Origin of the sequence: Olsenella kribbiana (assembly GCF_036408795.1) — a bacterium.
Classification (GTDB): Bacteria; Actinomycetota; Coriobacteriia; order Coriobacteriales; family Atopobiaceae; genus Olsenella_L; species Olsenella_L kribbiana.
In genome coordinates this window covers 19,569-40,172 of the sequence record NZ_JAZGJP010000014.1, presented here as the reverse complement: position 1 = coordinate 40,172, position 20,604 = coordinate 19,569, and the positions used below count along the sequence as shown (strand labels likewise).

The 20,604-nt window shown below is 59.1% G+C and carries 20 protein-coding genes and 1 other RNA gene; 15 read left to right on the top strand and 6 right to left on the bottom strand.

Annotated features, from left to right (window positions below):
* Positions 1–76 precede the first annotated feature (76 nt).
* The 5 genes from VXJ24_RS09150 (at position 77) to VXJ24_RS09130 (ending at position 4,597) form a co-directional block, all read left to right on the top strand.
* Positions 77–1,240 carry a pyridoxal phosphate-dependent aminotransferase gene (locus tag VXJ24_RS09150; RefSeq protein WP_330972628.1) on the top strand — a complete coding sequence of 388 codons (1,164 nt, stop codon included), beginning with the start codon at positions 77–79 and terminating at the stop codon, positions 1,238–1,240.
* 109 nt (positions 1,241–1,349) lie between these two features.
* Positions 1,350–1,445: signal recognition particle sRNA small type (gene ffs / locus VXJ24_RS09145), an RNA gene on the top strand.
* A gap of 76 nt (positions 1,446–1,521) precedes the next feature.
* Entirely contained in the window at positions 1,522–2,181 is a 660-nt protein-coding gene (locus VXJ24_RS09140; protein WP_330972627.1) for a DedA family protein, read from the top strand.
* 146 nt (positions 2,182–2,327) lie between these two features.
* Positions 2,328–2,873 (top strand): hypothetical protein, encoded by a 546-nt coding sequence (locus VXJ24_RS09135; RefSeq protein ID WP_330972626.1) that lies wholly within the window; start codon positions 2,328–2,330, stop codon positions 2,871–2,873.
* A gap of 521 nt (positions 2,874–3,394) precedes the next feature.
* Complete coding sequence (locus VXJ24_RS09130; protein ID WP_330972625.1) at positions 3,395–4,597, top strand: MFS transporter; 1,203 nt, start codon at positions 3,395–3,397, stop codon at positions 4,595–4,597.
* A gap of 81 nt (positions 4,598–4,678) precedes the next feature.
* Here the strand turns inward: VXJ24_RS09130 and VXJ24_RS09125 are convergent, their stop codons facing one another.
* Positions 4,679–5,398, bottom strand: a complete 720-nt coding sequence (locus VXJ24_RS09125; RefSeq protein WP_330972624.1) for a GntR family transcriptional regulator — start codon at positions 5,396–5,398, stop codon at positions 4,679–4,681.
* A 311-nt stretch (positions 5,399–5,709) separates the two neighbouring features.
* Here VXJ24_RS09125 and VXJ24_RS09120 point away from each other — a divergent pair, with 311 nt between their 5' ends.
* The 9 genes from VXJ24_RS09120 (at position 5,710) to VXJ24_RS09080 (ending at position 14,962) form a co-directional block, all read left to right on the top strand.
* Positions 5,710–7,110, top strand: a complete 1,401-nt coding sequence (locus VXJ24_RS09120) for a glycoside hydrolase family 1 protein (RefSeq protein WP_330972623.1) — start codon at positions 5,710–5,712, stop codon at positions 7,108–7,110.
* Between the two features lie 11 nt (positions 7,111–7,121).
* Positions 7,122–8,555: a PTS sugar transporter subunit IIC gene (locus VXJ24_RS09115; RefSeq protein WP_330972622.1), complete on the top strand. Its 1,434-nt coding sequence runs from the start codon at positions 7,122–7,124 to the stop codon at positions 8,553–8,555.
* A gap of 180 nt (positions 8,556–8,735) precedes the next feature.
* Positions 8,736–9,041 (top strand): PTS sugar transporter subunit IIB, encoded by a 306-nt coding sequence (locus VXJ24_RS09110; RefSeq protein ID WP_330972621.1) that lies wholly within the window; start codon positions 8,736–8,738, stop codon positions 9,039–9,041.
* Between the two features lies 1 nt (position 9,042).
* Positions 9,043–9,396, top strand: a complete 354-nt coding sequence (locus VXJ24_RS09105; protein ID WP_330972620.1) for a PTS lactose/cellobiose transporter subunit IIA — start codon at positions 9,043–9,045, stop codon at positions 9,394–9,396.
* A gap of 235 nt (positions 9,397–9,631) precedes the next feature.
* On the top strand, positions 9,632–12,175 hold the full coding sequence (locus VXJ24_RS09100) for a beta-glucosidase (protein ID WP_330972619.1): 2,544 nt from the start codon (positions 9,632–9,634) through the stop codon (positions 12,173–12,175).
* A 35-nt stretch (positions 12,176–12,210) separates the two neighbouring features.
* Positions 12,211–12,711, top strand: coding sequence for a GtrA family protein (locus VXJ24_RS09095; RefSeq protein WP_330972618.1), 501 nt, complete (start codon positions 12,211–12,213; stop codon positions 12,709–12,711).
* A gap of 238 nt (positions 12,712–12,949) precedes the next feature.
* The gene (locus VXJ24_RS09090; RefSeq protein WP_330972617.1) at positions 12,950–13,381 is read left to right on the top strand and encodes an Hsp20/alpha crystallin family protein; all 432 of its coding nucleotides are present in this window, start codon (positions 12,950–12,952) and stop codon (positions 13,379–13,381) included.
* 110 nt (positions 13,382–13,491) lie between these two features.
* Positions 13,492–14,265, top strand: coding sequence for a putative ABC transporter permease (locus tag VXJ24_RS09085; RefSeq protein ID WP_330972616.1), 774 nt, complete (start codon positions 13,492–13,494; stop codon positions 14,263–14,265).
* A gap of 121 nt (positions 14,266–14,386) precedes the next feature.
* Positions 14,387–14,962, top strand: a complete 576-nt coding sequence (locus VXJ24_RS09080; protein WP_330972615.1) for a DUF1653 domain-containing protein — start codon at positions 14,387–14,389, stop codon at positions 14,960–14,962.
* Positions 14,963–15,032: 70 nt separating this feature from the next.
* Here VXJ24_RS09080 and VXJ24_RS09075 read toward each other — a convergent pair whose 3' ends face one another.
* The 3 genes from VXJ24_RS09075 to VXJ24_RS09065 all read right to left on the bottom strand — a co-directional run bounded on the left by VXJ24_RS09075 (position 15,033) and on the right by VXJ24_RS09065 (position 17,207).
* Positions 15,033–15,563 (bottom strand): flavodoxin family protein, encoded by a 531-nt coding sequence (locus VXJ24_RS09075; protein ID WP_330972614.1) that lies wholly within the window; start codon positions 15,561–15,563, stop codon positions 15,033–15,035.
* Between the two features lie 179 nt (positions 15,564–15,742).
* Positions 15,743–16,045, bottom strand: a complete 303-nt coding sequence (locus tag VXJ24_RS09070) for a hypothetical protein (RefSeq protein ID WP_330972613.1) — start codon at positions 16,043–16,045, stop codon at positions 15,743–15,745.
* Positions 16,046–16,409: 364 nt separating this feature from the next.
* Positions 16,410–17,207, bottom strand: coding sequence for a LysR family transcriptional regulator (locus tag VXJ24_RS09065; RefSeq protein ID WP_330972612.1), 798 nt, complete (start codon positions 17,205–17,207; stop codon positions 16,410–16,412).
* A 121-nt stretch (positions 17,208–17,328) separates the two neighbouring features.
* On the opposite strand from VXJ24_RS09065, the gene VXJ24_RS09060 reads away from it, so the two are divergent.
* Positions 17,329–17,994: a YczE/YyaS/YitT family protein gene (locus tag VXJ24_RS09060; protein WP_330972611.1), complete on the top strand. Its 666-nt coding sequence runs from the start codon at positions 17,329–17,331 to the stop codon at positions 17,992–17,994.
* A gap of 82 nt (positions 17,995–18,076) precedes the next feature.
* On the opposite strand, the gene VXJ24_RS09055 is transcribed toward VXJ24_RS09060, so the two are convergent.
* Complete coding sequence (locus VXJ24_RS09055) at positions 18,077–18,916, bottom strand: Cof-type HAD-IIB family hydrolase (protein ID WP_330972610.1); 840 nt, start codon at positions 18,914–18,916, stop codon at positions 18,077–18,079.
* A gap of 18 nt (positions 18,917–18,934) precedes the next feature.
* A complete protein-coding gene (locus tag VXJ24_RS09050) occupies positions 18,935–20,374 on the bottom strand; it encodes a 6-phospho-beta-glucosidase (protein WP_330972609.1) in 1,440 nt (479 codons plus the stop codon).
* Between the last annotated feature and the right edge of the window lie 230 nt (positions 20,375–20,604).

Sequence of the window (20,604 nt, the reverse complement as noted above, 5' to 3'; positions counted from 1 at the left end):
ATGTATAAGGCGCTTTAGTATGATGAACAAGTTGCGCGCGTGCGCTTCGGCCAGCGGAGAAGGGATGTGCTGTCCCATGAAGAGCCTCAATCCTTGTGCAGGAGAGATACCGGTCTCTGCCATCCATACGATGACAGAGGTTGCCTATGAATATGACGCTATCAACCTCTCGCAGGGATTTCCGTCCTTCACGCCGCCGAAAGCTCTGACCGACCGTCTCTCCGAGGTCACGCACGGAGGCCCGAACCAGTATGCCATCTCCTATGGCGCGGCGAACTTCCGCGAGGCGCTGACGCAGAAGGTCAACCGCTTCACGAAGATGGACTTCGACCCCGATGAGAATGTCGTCGTCTGCAATGGCTGCACAGAGGCGCTGCTCGTCGCGCTCTTCACGGTTGTCGCGCCAGGAGACAAGGTTGTCGTCTTCGACCCCTGCTACGAGAACTATGTGCCCGATATCAGGATGGCAGGAGCTGAGCCCATTTTTGTCCAGCTCACACCGCCTTCGTTCAGCTTCTCGGAAGAGGAGCTGGATCGTGCCTGCTCAGACCCTGCCGTGAAGGCGCTCATCCTCAACAACCCGCATAACCCTTCTGGCAAGGTGTTCGATAGGGACGAGCTTTCCGCTATCGCCCATATCGCAGAGGCGCACGACCTCTATGTGATTACGGACGAGGTCTATGAGCACATCGTCTATGAGCCGATGGAGCATATCTACTTCTGCACGCTTCCTGGCATGGACAGGCGGACAATCATGTGCAGCTCGCTTTCCGAGACGTTCTCCATCACGGGCTGGCGCCTGGGCTATCTCTATGGACCGAAGGAGGTCGTGGATACGGCCAAGCGGGTGCACGAGCGCTTCTCGAACTCGTCTTCTGCCCCTCTCATGGAGGCAGCCGTTGCCGGCCTCATGTTCCCCGATACCTACTACGAGGCGCTCAAGGCCACATATACAGCAAAGCGCCGTCTCTTCTGCAGCGGGCTCGATGCTCTTGGCATCCCCTATATCCAGCCACAGGGCACCTTCTATGTGCTCTGCGACATCTCCGGCTTCTCCATGGGGTCAGACACCCGCTTCGCGCTCGAGTTTGCACGCAGGGTCGGCGTGGCAGGCGTTCCTGCCTCCTACTTCTTCCAGCATCCGGAGCGCCGCTATATCCGCTTCCACTTTGCACGAGAGGACCGCATCCTGAACGATGCCCTGGAGCGCATGGTGCCGGCAAAGCGCCTCCTCGACTAGGCGCTCTCCGCCGCTGAAAGCGGAAGTCTCGTGGAGCTTCTGGCCTTGCTACAGGCATCCTCTTTGTGGCAGGCAGCCTTTCCGCTATACTTCTTCATCGCGAGTGCATTCGATGGGTTCGGGCGACGCACTGTTCCGAACCTGGTCAGGGCCGGGAGGCAGCAGCCATAAGGAGCCTCGGGCGGGCGCCCGTTCCCATCGAATGCACTGCATGAGTGCCTCCAGGACTTCTGCCCTGCGAGGCATTCTCTGTATAAAGGGCTTCTGTAAGGAGAAGGTCAGTGCCGTTCATCAATGCGATTGCCGAGCTCATCCACGATCCGCGTACTGCCATCGCTGCCTGGATCGCAGCAGGTCCGCTCTATGCCTATGGCTTCATCTTCCTGATCGTCTTCATCGAGACGGGTGTCGTCTTCTTCCCGTTCCTGCCGGGAGACTCGCTTCTCTTTGCTGCCGGCTTCTTTGCCCATAACGGGGGCTTCAACATCTACCTGCTTCTGGCCTGTGCCTGGGCAGCCGCCATCCTCGGCGACCAGTGCAACTTCATGATTGGCCACTTCTTCGGACGCAAGATCGTCGCCTCCGGCAAGGTGAAGGCCATGACGCCGGAGAGGGTCAAGAAGACGGAGGACTTCCTCGACAAGTGGGGTCACCTCGCGATCTTCCTGGGCCGCTTCTTCCCGTTCATCCGCACGTTCGTGCCGTTCCTCGCTGGCATGGGCGGCATGCACTGGAGGAACTTCGTGATCTTCAATATCCTCGGCGGCGTCTGTTGGTCCACGCTCTTCACGCTTCTGGGCTATTTCTTCGGCGGCATCCCCGCCGTGCAGGAGCATTTCGAGCTTGTCATTGTCGGCATCATCCTCGTCTCTGTCATCCCGGCTGTCGTGGGAGCCTTGAAGGCGAAGTTCGGCAAGAAGAAGGCACCTGAAGCCGAGTAGGCTTCTGTGTCGTTTCTGAGACCTGCCCATGCGTGGGTGCTAGAGTAGTTGCTGCGTGTAGCGTACAGACGAAAAGTGCAGGGCAAAGCGTGCAGACCGAAGATTCGGCCTGCACGCTTTTTGTGTACGCGGAAAGGAATGGGAACATGCCGAGAAACAGGGTGCAGGGAATCATCTTCGGAGTGCTCATGAGCGTGACGATGGCATACGGGATGGAGGTCTACAACGTTGCCTGGAAGATGGGGATCCCGACCATGCCGGGAGGGTTCTCGAACATGACAAACGACATGTTCCTGGCAGCTCTCATCGAGGCTTCCTACATGTGGCTCTTCGTGTTCCTGTTCTCGAATCTCTGGGGCACCCGTGTGGGAGCAGGCCTTTCGGCCAGGCTTGTCGATCCCAGCCATGACAACGCATTTCTCTGCACGGTCGTGCGCTCTTCCTGCACCGTGCTCATCATGTGTCCGACCATGAGCCTCGTGGCATCCATCCTCTTCAATGTCATCCTCGGCGGCATGCCGGTCATGCAGCTTCCTGCCATCTTTGTCGGCACCCTCATCAAGAACTTCCCGATGGCGCTGCTGTGGAATCTCTTTGCAGCAGGCCCGATCTCGCGCCTTGTCTTTGAGAAGTGCTTCAGCCATGCAGGGGAGAAGCAGGAAGAGGCAGCTCATGAAGGAGCAGAGGTCTAAAGAGCCAGCAGTGGACAGCGCATGCCGATTCGGGATGCGCTTCCTGCATCTCAACAGGAATCATCCATTTATCGCTTCGGGACGCCTGCGTTCCGGAGCGTTTTTCGTTCTTGGTCAATCTGGCTGCGTCGATGAGTGCCTCTGCCTGTCTGCAGGCACGCTTCGTATCCTCTTTGCGTATGCCATGCCTGCGCATGATGCCAGCAAGCAAGCATATCTGCCTCTTATTTCTTGGGACTCAGCCTTCAGCGTGAGGCGCACGTTCTGGCATCGAAGAATATCGCAGCGCCGGGCAGGCAGATGCACCAGCGCTTCTTTTCCTGTGCAGATGCATTCCCGCCTCGTCCGAGCGTGCCCCCGGCAAGCTCTGGGCTTTTCGTAGCCAGTGCCTGCCCGCGTCGTATAATGCAGTTGAATCAATGAGTGGCCCTTTTGGCGTAAGTCCAGTTGATGAAGGGTCGCTCGCCTCTGCGGGCACGGCCCTGTGCTGTGGCAAATATCGCTCGTAGAGGAAGGAATCTATGGCACAGAAGAATGCATCTCAAGGCACGCAGCCAAAGCTGTGGACGAAGGATCTTGTCCTTATCATCCTCGTGAATCTCTGCGTCTTCACGAATCACATCATGAGCCTCTCGACGTTCCCGTTCTTCATCCAGAGCCTGGGCGGGACCGAGGCAATTGCCGGCATCTGTGCCGCGGTCTTCTCGTTCGTTGCTGTCATCATCCGTCCGTTCGTGGGCTGGTGGCTCGACAACGGCGTGAGGCGTGCTGCTCTTGTTATCGGCCTTCTGCTCCTGGGCCTTGCACCTCTGGGCTATGTGTTCGTGCCGACGCTCTCTCTGGCTATCGCTCTCCGTATGCTCCACGGCGTGGGACTTTCGTTCTCGAACTCCACGACCGCTACGGTCGCTTCTGACGTTATCTGCCGTCCGCGCTTTGCCGAAGGCATGGGCTACTTCGGGATGGCAACAGCTCTGGCATCAGCTATCGCACCTGCCCTCGGCCTCGAGCTCATGTATGGCTTCGGCTTCCAGGTGCTCTATGCCTCTGCGGCCGGCATAGCTTTTCTCGGTCTTATCCTCTTCATGTTCATCAAGGCATCCAGGGTCGATGTGCCGCACAAGAAGCTCGACCTCAGGACCATCATCAACAGGGACTCGCTTCCTGCCACGGTCACGATGCTCGTCTTCATGTTCACGTTCGGTGCCCTCGAGAACTTCGTCGCGCTTTTCGCATCGGAGAATGGCCTGCCTTCGGGCTCCATCTACTTCCTCGTGATGTCTGCGATGCTCCTGCTCGTCCGTGTGACCCTGGGCAAGCTCGTGGACGAGAAGGGCGAGGCCTTCTTCGTCTACAGCTGCAACGCTGCAATGCTTGTGGCCTTCCTGCTCTTGGCCTTCGTGCCGACGACACCCACATTCACCGTCTCTGCTATCCTGGCAGGCTATGCCTTCGGCGGCCTCGAGCCGAGCCTCCAGTCCATGGCTGTGCACACGGCAGATGATGCAAGCAGGGGCTCTGCGAACTCCACGTTCCTCTGCGGCTACGATATCGGCTACGGCCTGGGTGGCGGTGTCGCAGGCTCGCTCATCATGGCTGCCGGCTACACGACGATGTGGTCCGTGGTGTCTCTTGCCTGCGTCGTCTCCGTGCTCATCTACTTCTTCTGGGCACGTCACTCCGACACGTCCTTCACGAAGATCCTGAAGGCGCATAAGGGCTAGCTCCAGATATATATCCCGCTATGAGAAAGGCGGCAGGCACACACGTTGCCTGCCGCCTTGTTGCGTCTTGGAGCATGTTTTCTACTTCGCAGAGATCACGTAGAGCTCGTAGCCATGGGCATGGCGGGAGATGGAGTACTCGAAGGCCTTGCCGTCGTCGAGGAAGGCCGTCTGCTCCACCTCGAGCAAGGGGCTCGTCTTCGACTCATGGAGCTCTTCGACCTCGAGCTGGGTGGGGAGCACGGCACGCACGGTCCTGTGTGCGCTCGAGATCTTGAGACCGAGATCGTCCTCGATGAAGGAATAGATGCTTGTCTCGACCGCTGCGGTCTTGAGGTCGGGGATGACATCGATGGGCATATAGGTGTACTCGATAGCAAGCGGCATATCGTTTGCCGAGCGTACGCGCACGATGTGGTAGACGAAGCCATCCTTGTCCATATCGAGGGCATGGGCCACCTTGTCGGAAGGGCGCTCGACCGTGAACTGTAGCACCTTCGTCGAGACCTTCTCGCTTCTTGCCCTGTGTTCCGCCATGAACCCCGTCATCTGGTTCGAGTACTCGCCCATGAGGGCTTCGGGCACCTTCTCGCCGATCTTCTTCACGAAGGAGCCCGATCCTCGGCGCCTCGAGATATAGCCCATTGACTCGAGCTGGTCCATGGCCTTCTTGATCGTGATCTTGCTGACGCCGTATTTGTCGCACAGCTGCGCCGTGGAGGGAAGCTGGGAGTAGGGTGGATAGGCGCCGGACTCTATGCCTTCCACGATATCGTCTATGACCGCTTGGTATTTCAGCACGTTCCGCCTGCTCTCATATAGTAAGGACAGCTTCGCACATACCCGCGCTCTGCTCTATCCATACGGCTCCGCTCTCTCTACTCATGAATAGCAGAGTAGGAATCCTTTTGGATGCATGACACGGAAAAAGCGGGTCAGCTGCCGTTCGCCGTCAAAAACCTGCCGTTAGAAGACATAATAAGCGATAAATAGAACCTATCCCATAAATAACTAGACATGTCAGGTTGAGTATGCGAGTATATGTGCCAGCACAAAGACCTGAACGGAAGTTCAGGAACAGCATCGTGAAACAGAGGAGAGAGAGGAGAGAGATGGGTCAGATCAAGCTGCCGGATGACTTCTTCTTCGGCGCGGCCATGTCGGGCCCGCAGACGGAAGGGGGCTGGCAGTCCGGAGGCAAGCTCGAAAACCTCTGGGATACCTGGTCGAATCTCGACATTGCAGCCTTCCACAACCGCGTGGGATCCTATGCCGGCAACGACTTCGGCCAGCGCTACGAGGAGGACTTCGAGCTTCTGGCATCGCTCGGACTCACGTCGGTGAGGACCTCCATCCAGTGGAGCCGCCTTCTGGATCAGGATGGAAACATCAATCCTCAAGGCGAGGCGTTCTACCACAAGATCTTCGCGGCTGCGAAGAAGGCGGGCATCGAGGTGTTCGTGAACCTCTACCACTTCGATATGCCGACCTACCTCTTCCGCCGTGGCGGATGGGAGTCCAGAGAGGTCGTCGAGGCCTACGCAGACTACGCAGAGAAGGCATTCCGCACCTTTGGCAAGGAGATCCGCTACTGGTTCACGTTCAACGAGCCTATCGTCGAGCCGGAGCAGAGATACACCTCAGGCGAGTGGTTCCCGTTCATCCGCGACTATGGCCGTGCACGTGCGGTACAGTACAACATCTCTGTCGCGCATTGCCTCGCTGTACGGGCCTTCCACCGCGTCAAGGCAGAAGGGGACTTGCTTCCGGATGCAAGGATCGGCCTCATCAACTGCTTCACGCCGCCCTATACGAAGGAGAACCCGTCGGAAGCCGACCTCGAGGCCGTGCGCATGACGGACGGCGTCGCGAACCGCTGGTGGCTCGATCTCGTCGCCGAAGGGCACCTGCCTGAGGACGTGATCACCACGCTCGAGAGCCGTGGCATCAAGCTTCCGAAGCGTCCTGAGGATGAGCGCATCTTCGAGGACGGCAAGGTGGACTGGCTCGGCTTCAACTACTACCACCCTGAGCGTGTCCAGGCGCCGGCGCACGATACAGACGAGAACGGCATCCCTGTCTTCGCAGATCCGTATGTGTGGCCTGACGCCGAGATGAACAAGAGCCGTGGCTGGGAGATCTACCCCAAGGGCATCTACGACTTCGCGATGAACATCAAGAAGAACTATCCCGACCTCGAATGGTTCGTCTCGGAAAACGGCATCGGCATCGAGCGCGAGGACCTGAAGAAGGACGAGAACGGCGTCATCCAGGATGACTACCGCATCGACTTCGTGAGACGCCACCTCGAATGGATTGCCAAGGCGATCGACGAAGGAGCCAAGTGCCGCGGCTACCACTACTGGGCCGTCATCGACAACTGGTCCTGGAAGAATGCCTTCAAGAACCGCTATGGCTTCGTCGAAGTCGACCTTGAGGACAGCTACAAGCGCCGTCTCAAGAAGTCCGCTCAATGGCTGAAGCGCGTCGCTACGACGCATGAGATCGTCTAAGGGAGAGAGAAATGGCAGAAGAAGCAGAGGAGAAGACAGCGTTTCTCGACAAGTTCGCTGAAGTCTCCGCAAAGATCGGAAACCAGATCCATCTGAGGACGCTGCGCGACGCATTCGCCACCGTCATGCCGCTCTACATCCTGGCTGGCATCGCCGTCCTCATCAACAACGTTATCTTCCCGCTCATCTGGGCAAAGGGCTCGACGGAGCTTGCTGCTGTCCAGGTCTGGGGCAACGCCATCACGCTCGGCACGCTGAACTTCGCTGCTGTCATCCTGGCTGGTGTCCTTGGCTACTGCTTCGCGAAGAACAAGCGCTTCGACAACCCGATCGCCTGCGTCGTTGTCGGCATCTCCTCCTTCGTGATCATGATGCCGCAGGCGCTCATGGCAACGATCGGCAACTATCTTGTCGCGTCGAGCGCGACGGACAAGACTGCTGAGGCTGTGAAGATTGCCCTCACCGACCTCAACATCACGCTTCCTTCCGGCTATGCCCTTTCCGGCGCCCAGGTCACAGGTGCCTTCACGACATCCTTCACCGGCGCCAATGGCCTCTTCGGTGCCATCATCGTCGGCCTGCTTGCGACGACCATCTTCATCAAGCTCTCCCAGAACGACAAGCTCAAGGTGAACCTCGGCGAGGGCGTGCCGCCTGCGGTTGCTGACTCCTTCAATGTCATGTTCCCGATGCTTCTTACGCTCTCCTTCTGGGGCCTTGTTGCAGCTCTTCTCTCCGGCCTCTTCCAGACCGATCTTCTGACGCTTATCGCTACCGGCATCGCCGCTCCTCTCAAGGGTGTCATGAACGCCGGTCCTTGGGCTGTCATCATCATCTACACCTTCGCGAACCTCCTCTTCTGCCTCGGCATCCACCAGTCCACGATCTCCGGCGTCCTTGCAGAGCCGATCCTCACGATGCTCATCGTCGATAACATGGCAACGTTTGCTGCCGGCCAGCCGATTCCTGTGGACCACTACATGAACATGCAGATCGTGAACTCCTTCGCCCTCATCGGCGGCTCCGGCTGCACGCTCGCACTGCTTCTTGATACCTTCCTCTTCTCGAAGTCCAAGACCTCCAAGGAGGTTGCAAAGCTCGCAATCCTTCCGGGCCTCTTCAACATCAACGAGCCGGTCATCTACGGCTACCCGATCGTCTATAACCTCCCGCTGATCATCCCGTTCGTCCTCGTCCCCGATCTCTGCATCGGCCTCACCTATGGCCTCACCTGCGCGGGACTCATCAGCCCCTGCATCGCCCAGGTGCCCTGGACGACCCCGGCCGTCATCTCCGCCTTCCTGGCCACTGGCCTCGACTGGAGGGCAGCTGTCTGGCAGGTCATCGAGATTGTCGGTGCCATGGCTATCTACCTGCCGTTCATGAGGGTCTCCGAGCGTGCACAGGCCAAGGCTGCCGAGCTCGCAGGCGAGGCAGAGGAGTAAGCTCACTCCTTCCCCCATGCCTTGGGCCCGCTCACCCGGCGGGCCCCTTGGGGCAGCTTCTGGGGGAGATACGCTGAAAGCAAGAAGAGCCACGTGCAGCTGGCGGCGCGCGGAAAAAGCCGCCAGGCGCTCTTAGGGTGGAGCGCAGTCTTTTGAGGCACAGGGATAAGGAGTGCAATCATGAAGAAGATCCTTTTGGCATGCAACGCTGGCATGTCCACGAGCCTGCTCGTCCAGAAGATGCAGGCAGAGGCAAAAAAGCAGGGCCTCGACGTCGAGATCAAGGCAGACCCTTTGAACAAGGCGCTTGATTTGATCGATGACGCAGACATCCTGATGCTCGGGCCCCAGATCGCCTATGCAAAGAAGGACGCCGAGGACGTCGCAGCAGGCCGCATTCCCGTCACTGTCATCGCAATGGCAGACTACGGCCGCATGAACGCGAAGAAGATCCTCGCCGATGCAATGAAGCTCATGGGTGAGTAGCATGGCAGAAGAGACGACGACAGAGACTCCCGATATGGAAGAAGTCTGCTTCGAGATCATCGCTTCTGTGGGAACCGCGAAGTCGATGTATATCGATGCCATCTCCAAGGCCAAGGACGGCAAGTTCGACGAGGCCGAAGACCTCATGAAGCAGGGATCCGACGCCTTCCTCGAAGGCCACAATGTGCACCTGAAGCTCCTTGCGAATGATGTAGGCGGACGCTCGGTTCACTTCTCGATGCTTCTCATGCACGCCGAAGACCAGCTCATGGGCGCAGAGACGTTCCGTGTCCTCGCCGAGGACTTCATCGACGTCTACAAGAAGCTCGCGGCAAAGGCAGGCGCCGAGGCGTAAAGCCAAAAGACAATCTATAAGCCCCAAGAGCGGCGGATGGACCTTCCTCCTTTGGTCCATCCGCCTTTTCATGCCGTAGCCGCTGCTGGCTGCTTTCAGGCTCTTTTCTGCAGCATGCGTCGCGGAGGTGACCGTTTGTGCCGCAAGAGGCATCTCATCCGCTCCTTCGGCTATCTTGAGAATCAGAAAAAGAGAGGGCTGGATGCAACTGGCCCAGGGGAGGAAGGGCAGACTCTTGGATACAGAAGCAATACTCAAGAAGCTGACGCTCGAGGAGAAGTGCGCCCTGCTCGTGGGTGCCACCGCCTTCGGCACGCGCGAGATCAAGCATGCAGAGGTGCCGTCGCTCGTCTTCTCCGATGGCCCTCACGGCCTGAGGCGCCAGGCAGAAGGAGCGAACCACCTCGGCATCGGCGGCTCGCTTCCGGCGACCTGCTTCCCGACGGCAGTGACCTTGGCAGATACCTGGGACACAGGTCTTGTCGAGGAGGTCGGCGAGGCCTTGGGCGAGGAAGCTGCTGTCGAGGATGTGAACGTGCTTCTCGGACCGGGCATCTGCATCAAGAGGAGCCCTTTGGGCGGCCGCGACTTCGAGTACTACTCGGAGGACCCCTACCTTGCCGGCAAGATGGCTGCCGCCTATGTGCGCGGCGTCCAGTCCAAAGGCGTCGGCTCCTGCGTCAAGCACTTTGCTGCGAACAGCCAGGAGACCCGCCGCCAGGCATCCGACTCCATCCTCGACGAGAGGACGCTCCGCGAGATCTATCTTGCGGCCTTCGAGATCGTGGTCAAGGAGGCAGCGCCCAAGGCGGTCATGTCGAGCTACAACAGGGTCAACGGTGTCTACGCAAACGAGAACACGCACCTTCTTCAGGACATCCTCTACGGCGAGTGGGGCTACAAGGGTGCTGTCGTGACCGACTGGGGCGGCTCGAACGACCATGTTGCAGGCGTCGCCGCAGGATCGCACTTCGAGATGCCGGCACCGGGACTCGACTCCACCCGCGAGCTCATCGCAGCCGTGAAGGATGGCAAGATCTCCCAGGACCTGCTCGATCGGCGTGTCTCCGAAGCGCTCGAGCTCATCCTCTCGACGCATGACGCAACAGCAAACGCTGCCTCCTCCTTCGACGAGGAGGGACACCATGCGGTAGCAGGGCGTGCTGCAGCGGCGGGCATCGTCCTTCTCAAGAACGAGAAGGCAGGGGAGAAGCCGCTCCTGCCGCTTGCACCAAAGACGAAGGTTGCCCTCATCGGCGACTTTGCGAAGGAGCCCCGCTATCAGGGTGCCGGCTCCTCGCTCGTGAATCCGACGAAGCTTGAGACGCTCCTCGAATGCATCCAGGACTCCGGCCTCGACTTCGTGGGCTACGAGCCGGGCTTCGAGCGCTCGGGCGAAAAGAATGCCGAGCGTGCCCAGGCGGCAGTCGCTCTTGCTGAGAGGGCAGATGTCGTCCTGCTCTGCCTGGGACTTCCTGAGTCTGAAGAGTCCGAAGGCATGGACAGGACGAGCTTCGAGCTTCCGGCAAACCAGGTCGCGCTCGTGAAGCAGCTGAGCTCTGTGAACAGCAATATCTGCTGCCTTCTCTCCTCAGGCGGCGCGGTCGCGACCGACTGGGCAGACGAGGTGCCGGCCCTTCTCTATCTCGGTCTCGGCGGCCAGGCGGGGGCACGCGCTGCGCTCGAGGTGCTCACGGGTGCCCAGAACCCCTCCGGCAAGCTTGCAGAGACCTGGCCGAAGGCTCTCGCAGATACCCCCTGCGATGGCATCTTCCCGTCTGACGATGCCGATGCACAGTACCGCGAAGGCATCTATGTGGGATACCGCTACTACGAGACGGCGAAGGTCCCTGTAGCGTTCCCGTTCGGCTATGGCCTCTCCTATACGACATTTGCCTACAGCAATCTTTCTGTCCATGTGAAGCAGTCCGACGTGAAGGCAGGAAAGCTCCCCACCGCAACGGTCACGTTCGATCTCAAGAACACGGGCACCCGTGCTGGCGCCGAGGTGGCCGAGGTCTATATATCAAAGCCCAAGGCACGCATCTTCCGTCCCGCCGAGGAGCTCAAGGGATTTGCGAAGGTCGCGCTTGAGCCGGGCGAGAAGAAGACCGTGACCATCGAGCTCGACGAGCGCGCCTTCCGCTACTTCAATGTGGCGACGGGTGCCTGGGAAGTCGAAGGCGGCAACTATGAGGTCAAGGTCGGCGGATCGAGCGAGCACCAGGCCTTGAAGGCAGCCGTGCTCCTGGCTGATACGCATGCCCCCGATCCCTACATGGGAAGAAACATCCCCGAGTACCGTACGGGTGCTGTGCACGGCATTGCGAAGGAGGAGTTCGAGGAGCTCCTCGGCAGGAGGCTTCCTGAGCTGCGCGTGACGCTCGACAGGAACACCTGCTTCCGCGACCTCAACCACGGCAGGAGCCCGATCTTCTGGATCGTCTGGCTCGTGCTCCAGCATCTCGTGAAGAAGGGCGCCAAGGAAGGACGTCCGAACCTGAATGTCCTCTTCATCTACAACATGCCGCTTCGCGCCCTTGCGAAGAACGCCGGACAGTTCGTGTCGATGGGTCTTGTCGATGCGCTTGTCCGCGAGATCCAGGGCTGGGGACTCTGCGGCCTTGTGCCTGCAGCGATCGTCCAGATCTTTGCAGGAGACTTCTTCCTGCTCGTCTGGTTCCTCTGGTTCTTCGTGCCGCTTGCCTACGAGCTCATCAAGAATCTCGTGCTCAACGCACGGGGCGAGAAGCTCCTCGCAGCGCAGGACCGCAACTGATATAGGCAGCCACCTCGAGAGAAGGGATTCGTTTCATGAGCTTCAAGACGTGGACCCAGGAGCATGAGACGCTCTGGGAATTCATCAAGTTCCAGGTGCTGAGCAACATCTCCACGGCAACGCGCTTCATCTGCACCTGGATCGGCACGGCGCTCTTCATCAATGCGATGCAGCTGACGAGCCCGTTCTCGTTCCTCATCTTCGACTACACGACGCCGGGCTCCCATGGCCTGGGCGGGTTCATCACCTTCCTGATCGCTGAGGTGCTGGCACAGGTCGTGAACTTCTTCGTCCAGATGAAGTGGGTCTTCAAGTCGACGGCTGACTTCTCGAAGTCCGCACCGAAGTATGCGGTCCTCGCTGTCGTCATCGTCGTCGTGAACCTAATCCTGCCGGGCCATGTCACGGCTTTCTGCGAGAGTACGTGGGGCATGGGCGCCGAGCTTGCCGGCACCGTCGCTTCTGTCGTCAACACTCTCCTCGCCGTCATCGTAAGCTTCCCGCTCCTCAAGTTCTGGATCGCTCCGGACAAATAGGGCTTCCTGGTATCTCCCCATACCTCCCCTTTGGGCCCTTCTGCGGCATTGCTGCAGGAGGGCCTCCACCTTTATAGGGAAGGCCTATATCTAAGTAATAAGCACTTAGATATAATGCGCTAAGAAAACTTAGAAAAACTGAGATTATATGTATAAAACTATCTCAGCCGGCAATATATATAAGCGAAACCCGAGGAGGTCCAGAAGGGCCTCCGGAACACTTGAAGGAGTGGTAACGATGGCAGGAATGGTTCCCTATAGCGACTACGAGAAGGCTCTCCGCAGGGCATGGCCGTTCGGCGCGATCGATGACTTCTTCGCGCCTGTGCTCTCGGTGGATGCGTCCGACGCATTCCCGATGGACGTCGAGGATGCAGGCGACCACTACGCGGTGACGGCCCATCTTCCGGGCGTTGCGAAGGATGAGGTCGACGTCGAGCTCAACGAGGGCAGGCTCTCCATCTCCGTGGACCACAGGGAGTCCGACGAGGACAAGGGCAAGAACTACCTGCAGAAGGAGACCTCGGAGTGGCAGGCAAGCCGTGGCGTGTATCTGAAGGATGCCGCCAACGAGGGCATCACGGCAAAGCTTGCTGACGGCGTGCTCACCGTCAACGTCCCCAAGATCGCAGAGCAGAAGACGAATGCGACCAAGGTCGAGATCCAGTAGCCTCACGCATGAGACTGCACGGAGGGACAGCGTCTCAGGGCGCTGCCCCTCTTTTTGTTTTCACGCCTTCTATGGGAGAATGACGGCATCCACACGAGCACGGAGGGACCATGGATATCTGCCAGATCGTCTCCTGGTTCGGACTCTTCAGCGTCCTGGGCTGGGTCTATGAATGTACCTATTGCGCCATCAAGAACAGGAAGTGGGACAACCGGGGCTTCCTCTTCGGACCGGTCTGCCCAATCTATGGGTTCGGCGCTTCCTTCGTGATCATAGCGGCGTCAGTCCTGCCGAAAGGATCTCAGGATACGGTGTGGTGGCAGGTCTTTCTGGCCTCGGCAGCAGGAAGCGCCGTCCTCGAGTACTCGACATCCTGGGTCCTGGAGAAGTTCTTCCATGCCCGCTGGTGGGACTACAGCAACATTCCCTTGAATCTCAACGGCAGAATCTGCCTCCCCTTCGCGCTCTGCTTCGGTGCCGTAGGCTGCCTTCTCTATTGCTTCGTCTTTCCTTTCGTCTCCGCCTCGGCACCCTCCCTACCCCAGTATGCTTGGGAGCTCATTGCCCTTGCCACAGCAGGCCTCATGTCGGCAGACCTGGCACTCACCCTCTCTGCCCTCACCGACCTCACGAAGCGTGTCGAGCGGGGACGTGACGACTTCGACGCCGTGATGGAGACGGCTGTCGACGATCTTGCCTCCGGCAGGCGTCCTCTCGAGCATGACCTGGAGGCTGCCGCAAAGCATACGGCTCAAGAGCTCTCCTCGATGCAGAAGCGGGCACTCAGAAACATACGCACCTATACGGAGGAGCACCGCGAAGCAAGCGCCGAGCGCCTCCGCCATGCCCTCGAGAAGGCAGAGGAGCAGAAAAGGAAGCGCTGACGGCGCATCTTCTGCCCCGTTCAGACGCCCGCTCTGTCACGTGAGGATGCCAAAGCTTTCTCCGCCGCCCTGCTCCTGCCAGACTGGAGTGACCGAACAATCCAGCAGACAAGGAGCTGCCATGGGAAAGAGCAAAGAGGTCTGCAGCTGCAAGCATGTCACGAAGGACGAGATCCGGGAAGCCGTGCATGAGGGAGCCACGACCTTCAAGGACGTGAAGCGTGCGACAGGCGCCGGCTCAAAATGCGGCAAATGCCGCAAGAAGGTAGAGAAGATCATCGAAGACGAGCTCAAGGAGATGGAGAAGGAAGCCGAGAAGAGGGCAGCTGCCACGCTCGAGGAAGATGCGTCTGCGTCTCGGGACGATCAGGCAGCACCCGAAACTGCACCAGCCGAGGAAGCGTCCTCCTTCCCCGAAGAGCTTTCCGAGCGTGCCGTGCCGGCTCCCCAGCAGGAACTCAAGGTCGGCGGCATCTACCGCCATTTCAAGGGCGACTACTATCTCGTCGAGGAAACAGCGACAGGCTCCGAAGACGGCAAGCAGTACGTGATCTACCGCAAGCTCTACGGCGATGGGGCCCTCTGGATCCGCCCTCAGGAGATGTTCCTGTCTCCCGTCGACCGCACGCGCTATCCCGATGCCACGCAGAAGGAGCGCTTCTGCCTCATGGACGTCGCGAGCGTACGCAGCGAGTAGCAGCAGAGAGCAGCACAAAGAAGCAGGGCAGCCATCCGGCTGCCCTGCTTCATGTTCTCTCGGATCTCTTCTACCTCAGCGACTTGCCGAGCTCATAGGCATCCTTCAGAGCCGGGCTCTGCGCGATACCGCCCAGCTTCTCGAGACTCGGTGCCGTGATGATGCCCATGTTCTTCCAGTTCAGATAGTTGCACATCTGGCGGTACTGGCTCACGGCTGCATCGAAGACATGGTCGGAATCTGCATCGAGCAGAAGCGCCACCCGGTTGAATGCAAAGCCATTCATGCCCTTTGCATAGAAGCGGTCGATCACAGCCTTCAGCTGCGACGTGATATCGAACCAGTAGATCGGAGATGCAAAGACCACCATATCGACGGTATCGAGCGCCTTGAGTATTGGCTGCATATCGTCACGCTGGACGCACTTGCCCTCATGCGAGCGGCAGTACTGGCAGCCCTGGCAGCCCGCGATATGCTTCTTCGCGACATTCACGAACAGGATCTCGTTGCCGACCTCTTCGGCTCCGTGCGCAAAGGCTTCTGCGAGCTTGCGCGTATTGCCCTGCTCCCGCGGGCTTCCATTGATAACGAGTATCCTCATCGGCTGCGTCCTCACTCCCGGAAGGGCCACAACCCCGCTCTCCCGCTTCGTACAGATGTTTCACCCCATCCTACCAGATACTTGGTGCAAGATGAAATTTCTCCGTGAGCCGCAGGAACGAGGCGCCCAAACGGAGGGACGCCGGCTGTCTCAAGGGAGCAGAGCCTGCATCTTCTGCCTCAGGCGCACTCGAGGCAGAAGCCATGGCCGACTGCGACAAAGCGCGGCGAGAGAGCCGAAAGCGTCTGCTGGAGCCTGCCGCGCTTCTCAGCATGGGACACACGCTCTGCATCGATAGCGAAAACCTCGTCTGCCCAGGATGCCATCATGGTCTGGCCTACGCCGTTCCCATACCTCAGAAAGGATCCCACCTGCATAGTCCAGCCCGGAAGCCCGCGGGCTGCAAGATGTCCGCAGATGACCTTCATATCATGGAAGGCCTCGTAGAGGGCGAAGACGCCGCCTGCCTCGTCTGTCTCCATATGGCTCACGAAGACATAGTCGAACGCTTCCGGAAGAGCGGCTCTCGCGATATGGACGAATATCTCCTCTTCATGTTCGAGACCTCCGCACCTACAGGCAGGAACTTCTCTGCCTCCATCGTGCAGGAGCAGCCCATCTTCTGCTCGGCGAGCTCAAGGAGGCCTTCGGCGTGGAGCGTGCCGCCAAGACGAAGACCCGCGTCTCCAATACGCGCTTGCCTACCATGTGGGAGGCATCTATGCAGACCTCTTAATATGGTTTGGCAGCGATATGGAAGAAATACCAGAGCAGATGCGCGATGTCGCCCATGCGGTGAGGCCACGTGGCGCCTTCACGCTTCCCAGCTTCTGAGCGCCCTGTCCTCTAGCGGTCCCCATCTGCCTGCTCTTCCCGCCATGCTTTTGCATAGACACAGAAGCGCTCCTTCGTGCGCGAGAAATGCTCGTCGAAGAGAAGGCAGACGGCCGAGGTATCGGGAAGCTCCCTTGCCACGAGCCCCTCATCGAACCTTGTCATGAATCCATGCAGCACTGCCTTCCCCTCCCCGAGCTCGACTGCGACCATCGTGTCCTCGATCGGCGGCCGGTCGCGTTCCGGCGTACGCATATCGACAATCACGGGAAGCGAAGCAGGGTCTTTTCCAGGAGCGCTGAACTCCATCAGGGGGTAGCGGCAGAGCTCGAGGGCCTCGATGCCGGGCCGCGCCACGCCGATGCCGAGGTCGAGCGAGCCGTCCTGGATCCTGTCAGCAATGGCTCCTGACTGCATCGTATGGAAGTGGCAGCGGATGGCGGGATAGCGCTGTCTGAATCCGCGGAAGAGCTCGACGACGAGAGCAGGATCGATGTAGGTCATGATCCCCACTTCGAGCGTACCAGCTGTGCCATCCCGCCAGGACTCCATGTTCTGGCGCATGAGGACATAGCGGTCCCACACCGCCTCTGCCTCCTGCCTGAAGAACCTGCCATCTTCCGTCAGCGCTATATAGCGGCCACGGACAAAGAGCACGACCCCAAGCCCCTCTTCCAGAAGCTGCATCTGCTTTGTCACAGCCGTCTGCGAGACGAAGAGCTCCTTCGCTGCTCCTGTCATGCTTCCGCACCGTGCAACAGCGAGAAACATCTCGATCTGCCGCAGGCTCACATCACCCACGCTTGCCATAGCATCTCTTCTCTGTCTGCATATCAATAACTTCTAGTTATTGATTATAGAGCTAACGATATTTGTAACTCATCATATGGCCTCATAAACTCAAAGACGAAGACAGAGAGAAAGGATGCGCATGACAGAGAACGTACGCAAAGAGATCAGCCGCTGGACCATCTATCTTGCTACAAACCAGCTTCTGGCACTCGGCATCATCCTGAACACAAGGACAGGACTCGGCGTTGCCGCCTTCTCCTCCGTATTCTATGCAATGGCAAAGATTGCAGGGCTCACGCTTGGCACCTGCTCGATGATGCTCTACGTCGTGCTGATTGCCATCCAGATCTTCCTCTTGAAGAAGGTCACGCTCCAGATTGTCTGCGAGATTCCGTTCTCGCTTCTCTTCAGCCTGCTTACCGACTTCTACGACGCAATCGTCCCTCAGCTCACGCTCACGATGCCTGAAGCCTACCTCCTTCTCGCAGTCGCACTCCTCTGCTCGACGCTCGGCGTCTACTTCTCCGTGAACTGCGAGATTGTCGTGACGCCGACCGATGCTATCGTCCGCACGATCTCCGATGTCTTCCCGATCAAGTTCGCCCTTGCAAAGAACGGCTTCGATCTCTCGATGATCCTGATCTCGGTCGCGCTCTGCCTTGCGCTTGGCAGGCCCTTCTACGGCGTCGGTCCAGGCACGCTCATCTCCGTCCTTGCAATGGGCCGCATCATCGCCCTCTGGGCACATCTCTTCCAGCCGAAGATGGATGTCTTCAGAAGGAATGCTGCACCCCAGGCTGCCTAGATGCCTCTATAAGAATCGTGCTGAGCAAGAACAGCCGCCCCTTTCGGAGCGGCTGTTCACGTTTCTGCTGCGCTTTCTGGGCTCAGACAAGCCCGAGACGGACAAAGGCATTCCAGAGCCCGTCTTCGTTCACATCGTCGGTCACGAAGTCGGCTGCTGCCTTCGCTTCAGGTCCGCCATTTCCCATGCAGACGCTCGTGCCGGCCAGCTCGAACATCGGGATGTCGACCTTTGCATCGCCGAAAGCGATGGCATCTTCTGCAGAGGCTCCGAGATGGTCGAGAAGCACCTGCATTGCATGGGCCTTCGTGATGTCCTTGACGCCGAGGTCGCCAAAGAGCGCCGTCTCGCCTGCCCCTCCCCAGGTGCCTGCCTTGAGGTCAGGAAACTCCTCAACAGAATCCAGATGGTCCTGGTAGCTCGAGAGGATGAAGGAGACCTTGTTCACGTCGTCGCGGACGAGCTCTCCCCCATACACCATCCCGTGCATTGCATCGTCGGTCTCGAGCTCATCTGCACCAGCCATGCCCTTCCTGCCAGCATAGAGGCGAAGGACCGGACGGGCTGCCTCACGGAAGTTCCTGCTCGCGAAGAGGCCGTTGTTCGTCTCGAGGTAGAACTCGAGGCCTCTCCCCTCGAGCCATGAGACGATATGGCGGCACTGGTCGAGCGTGATGAGCTGGTGCATCACGACCTCGCCTGCATCTTCGACGTAGGCGCCATTGCCGCCGATCATCCCATCGAAGCCAATCTCGATGAGTTCGGGAGGATTCTCTGCCTTCGAGCGGCCCGTGCACATATAGACGCGGTTGCCCTTTGCACGGGCCGCCTTGATGGCGCGTTTCGCAGATGCGGGAATCCTGTTCTCGTAGTCGGTTATCGTGCCATCGACGTCCAGAAAGACGACCTTGCCCGAAGACATGTCTCCTCCGAATTCCCTCTAGCCGAGATCTGCGCCGTTTGTGGCGATGACCTTCTTGTACCAGCCAAAGCTCTTCTTGCGGTAGCGCTTAAGGGTTCCTCTGCCCTCGTCGTCGCGGTCCACGTAGATGAAGCCATAGCGCTTCGACATCTGCCCGGAGCCGGCGCTCACCAGATCGATCGGCCCCCAGGTGGTATATCCCAGGACCGGCACGCCGTCCTCTTCGATCGTGTCGCGCAGCACCTGGATGTGCTGGCGGAGATAGTCGATGCGGTAGTCATCCTCGACCGTATAGGAGCCCTTGCCGTCAGGCACGAGCTCATCCTTGGCGCCAAGGCCATTCTCGACGACGAAGAGCGGCTTCTGGTAGCGGTCATAGAGCTCGTTCATCGTGATGCGGAAGCCCAGAGGATCGATGGCCCAGCCCCACTGCGACTTCTCGAGGTAGGGATTCATGGCGCCAGCAAAGGCATTGCCCTGCGTGCGCGGTGCATCGGTCGTAGGAGCTGCCGAGCAGCGGGTCGAATAGTAGGAGAAGCTCACGAAATCGACCGTGTTCTCGGCGAGGATCTTCTTGTCTTCAGGGGTCATGCCGAGGTCGATGCCCTTGCGCTCGAGCATGAGCTTCACCCATGCAGGATAGGCGCCACGTGCCTGCACATCAATCAGCGACAGCTCATGCTGCGTGTCGAGCTGGGCTGCACGCACATCCTCCGGACGGCAGCTATAAGGATAGTAGGCACCAGCCGCCAGCATGCAGCCGACCTTGTTCCTGGGGTCGATCTCGTGGGCGATCTTCGTCGCCCAGGCAGAGGCGACAAGCTCGTGGTGCACGGCCTTCCACTCGACCGCTTCCTTGTCTTCCCCTTCCTCGAAGACGATGCCTGCACCCATCCAGGGCAGGTGGAAGATCATGTTGATCTCGTTGAACGTGAGCCAGTAGTGCACAAGGCCCTTGTAGCGCGTGAAGAGCGCCGTCACGAGATTCTTGTAGAAGCCGATGAGCTTGCGCGACCTCCAGCCACCATAGGCCTCGATCAGATGCATCGGGCAGTCGAAGTGCGTGATTGTCACGAGCGGCTCTATGCCATGCTCCTGGCAGCAGCGGAAGAGATCCTCATAGAACGCAAGGCCTTCCTCGTTCGGCTGCTCTTCATCCCCCTCAGGGAAGATCCTCGACCAGGCAATGGAGCAGCGGTACGTCTTGAAGCCCATCTCGGCGAAGAGGGCGATATCGTCGCGGTACGTATGGTACATGTCGATGCCGGTCTGTGCCGGATAGTAGTGGTCGGCATCGAAGCCATACATCTTCATCTCTCCGGAAACGACCTTGAAGCGGTCGGGGCCTGCCGGCGCCACATCGACGTTCGCAAGACCGCGTCCTCCCTCGTTCCAGCCACCCTCGCACTGGTTTGCTGCGGTCGCTCCGCCCCAGAGGAACCCTTCAGGAAATCCCATAGCACGCCTTCCCTTCTGACTGGCACATGTCGAAGCATGCGCATCTTCACCACCTCCAGTATGTGCGATGTATCGGAACCTTCTGCATCTGATTCCGCCATCTGGCATCTCTTTTCGCTGGAAGCTCCCTGTCCAGATGCTCAGATGACACGTTCTGACACTTTCCATGCGATGGCAGAAGACAAGAGGCAGGCTGCGCACTATCGGGAATGGGCTGGCCATTGGGAGAG

Excerpts from the sequence above, each read along its gene's own strand:
- VXJ24_RS09150 (WP_330972628.1), top strand. The coding sequence starts at position 77 with ATGAAGAGCCTCAATCCTTGTGCAGGAGAGATACCGGTCTCTGCCATC.
- VXJ24_RS09135 (WP_330972626.1), top strand. The coding sequence starts at position 2,328 with ATGCCGAGAAACAGGGTGCAGGGAATCATCTTCGGAGTGCTCATGAGC.
- VXJ24_RS09130 (WP_330972625.1), top strand. The coding sequence starts at position 3,395 with ATGGCACAGAAGAATGCATCTCAAGGCACGCAGCCAAAGCTGTGGACG.
- VXJ24_RS09120 (WP_330972623.1), top strand. The coding sequence starts at position 5,710 with ATGGGTCAGATCAAGCTGCCGGATGACTTCTTCTTCGGCGCGGCCATG.
- VXJ24_RS09115 (WP_330972622.1), top strand. The coding sequence starts at position 7,122 with ATGGCAGAAGAAGCAGAGGAGAAGACAGCGTTTCTCGACAAGTTCGCT.
- VXJ24_RS09110 (WP_330972621.1), top strand. The coding sequence starts at position 8,736 with ATGAAGAAGATCCTTTTGGCATGCAACGCTGGCATGTCCACGAGCCTG.
- VXJ24_RS09105 (WP_330972620.1), top strand. The coding sequence starts at position 9,043 with ATGGCAGAAGAGACGACGACAGAGACTCCCGATATGGAAGAAGTCTGC.
- VXJ24_RS09095 (WP_330972618.1), top strand. The coding sequence starts at position 12,211 with ATGAGCTTCAAGACGTGGACCCAGGAGCATGAGACGCTCTGGGAATTC.
- VXJ24_RS09090 (WP_330972617.1), top strand. The coding sequence starts at position 12,950 with ATGGCAGGAATGGTTCCCTATAGCGACTACGAGAAGGCTCTCCGCAGG.
- VXJ24_RS09085 (WP_330972616.1), top strand. The coding sequence starts at position 13,492 with ATGGATATCTGCCAGATCGTCTCCTGGTTCGGACTCTTCAGCGTCCTG.
- VXJ24_RS09080 (WP_330972615.1), top strand. The coding sequence starts at position 14,387 with ATGGGAAAGAGCAAAGAGGTCTGCAGCTGCAAGCATGTCACGAAGGAC.
- VXJ24_RS09075 (WP_330972614.1), bottom strand. The coding sequence starts at position 15,563 with ATGAGGATACTCGTTATCAATGGAAGCCCGCGGGAGCAGGGCAATACG.
- VXJ24_RS09070 (WP_330972613.1), bottom strand. The coding sequence starts at position 16,045 with ATGGAGACAGACGAGGCAGGCGGCGTCTTCGCCCTCTACGAGGCCTTC.
- VXJ24_RS09065 (WP_330972612.1), bottom strand. The coding sequence starts at position 17,207 with ATGGCAAGCGTGGGTGATGTGAGCCTGCGGCAGATCGAGATGTTTCTC.
- VXJ24_RS09060 (WP_330972611.1), top strand. The coding sequence starts at position 17,329 with ATGACAGAGAACGTACGCAAAGAGATCAGCCGCTGGACCATCTATCTT.
- VXJ24_RS09055 (WP_330972610.1), bottom strand. The coding sequence starts at position 18,916 with ATGTCTTCGGGCAAGGTCGTCTTTCTGGACGTCGATGGCACGATAACC.
- VXJ24_RS09050 (WP_330972609.1), bottom strand. The coding sequence starts at position 20,374 with ATGGGATTTCCTGAAGGGTTCCTCTGGGGCGGAGCGACCGCAGCAAAC.